Source organism: Collinsella aerofaciens ATCC 25986 (assembly GCF_964239575.1).
GTDB lineage: Bacteria > Actinomycetota > Coriobacteriia > Coriobacteriales > Coriobacteriaceae > Collinsella > Collinsella aerofaciens_BQ.
Genome location: NZ_CAXSQQ010000053.1, coordinates 1 through 1,566, shown reverse-complemented (window position 1 = coordinate 1,566; position 1,566 = coordinate 1). Strand labels below are relative to the sequence as shown.

The 1,566-nt window shown below is 67.4% G+C and carries 1 protein-coding gene; it reads left to right on the top strand.

The genetic code is table 11. The features are described from left to right. Positions 1-127: 127 nt before the first annotated feature. A complete protein-coding gene (locus ACESUZ_RS10030) occupies positions 128-1,240 on the top strand; it encodes an IS110 family RNA-guided transposase (RefSeq protein ID WP_373199907.1) in 1,113 nt (370 codons plus the stop codon). Positions 1,241-1,566: the final 326 nt, after the last annotated feature.

Below are 1,566 nucleotides of genomic sequence, written 5' to 3'. Positions count from 1 at the left end.
AGACGATATGAGCAGGACATAAAAACATTGAGAGCCCCTGCTGCATGAAAGACCGCGGATTAGGCCGACAATGGTGAGTGTCTAATCCAACCGTGGCGGCCACGCCGCATTCATGGAAGGGGCTCCCATGCTCGATACTACCACCTTCATCGGCCTCGACGTCCACGCCCGCTCGATAAAGGCCGTCTCCCTCGACGTCATGACCGGGGAGGTGCGCTGCGCGACCTTCGGCTACGACGCCGGCGCCGTCGCGGGGTGGGTCCGTTCCGTGGACCCCAGGGCCAGGTGCGTGTACGAGTCCGGGGTCACGGGCTTCGACCTGCAGAAGAGGCTTTCCGGCCTGGGGGTCGACTGCGTGGTCGGCGCCGTCTCGAAGATGATCAAGCCCAGCGCGGACAGGCGCAGGAAGAACGACCGCAACGACGCCGAGTTCCTCGCCCGCATGCTGTCGGTCGGCAACGTGGTCGAGGTGTGGGTCCCCGACGACGAGTGCGAGGCCGCCCGCGACCTGACCAGGGCGCTCGAGGACGCGAGGGACGACCTCTCGCGCTCGAAGCAGCGGCTCTCCAAGTTCCTGCTCAGGCACGGGCTCGTCTTCGACGAGAGGACGCCCACCGGCCGCAGGAAGGGCAACTGGACCCGGGCCCACTGGTCCTGGATCGAGTCGATAGGGTTCGCGGAGGGGGCCGACAACGACGTGCTCGCCTACTACGTCGACGCGGTCAGGCGGGCGGCGGAGGAGAAGGCGAGGCTCGAGGGGCTCGTCGAGGCCGAGGCCCGCAAGCCCAGGTGGAGGAAGAGGGTCGACTCACTCCGCTGCCTCAAGGGCGTAGACACCGCGTCCGCCGCCGACCTCGTGTTCGAGGCCGGCGAGTTCTCGAGGTTCAGGAATGCCCGCTCGTTCGCGGCGTGGGTCGGCCTGACGCCCTCCGAGCACTCCAGCGGGGAGAGCGACCGCAGGGGCGCGATCACCAAGGCCGGCAACAAGCACCTGAGGAAGACGCTGGTCGAGGCCGCGTGGCACTACCTGACGTGCTCGGGGCGGCCGAAGGACCTCGCCAAGGGCCAGGCCCCGGACCGGGGCGCCCGGAGGCATGCCGCCAAGGGCGTGCGGAGGCTGGCCGAGAGGCGGGAGGCGCTGCTCGCGCGCGGGGTCCACGGCAACAAGGCGAACGTGGCCACGGCGCGCGAGCTCGCCTGCTGGGTATGGGCGGTCGGCCTCATGGCCGAGGAGGCGTAGGGGGGCTGTCCCCCGCACATAAGCCAGTCACCCCGGAAGCGGTTCGATCCGAAGCCGTTGAGGCGAACCTCAGGTCCCTTTTCTGCGAGCGCCCAGGGCGCCACACGCGTGCACAGACTGTCGGTTCGACGTAGAAGCCTCAGCCGTAGCAACGGATTGCCCAGCGAGAGATCGCCGCGGGCGGATATTAAACTGCAAAGACGAGCGTCGGTAAGACACGCCGAGGTCGCCGCGGACGGGCTGATATAGGGAGAGGGCCTGACCCCATATCGTTGGGGCCAGGCCCGATTTTGCCTCTTGACAATGTCCTGCTCATATTAAAAGGA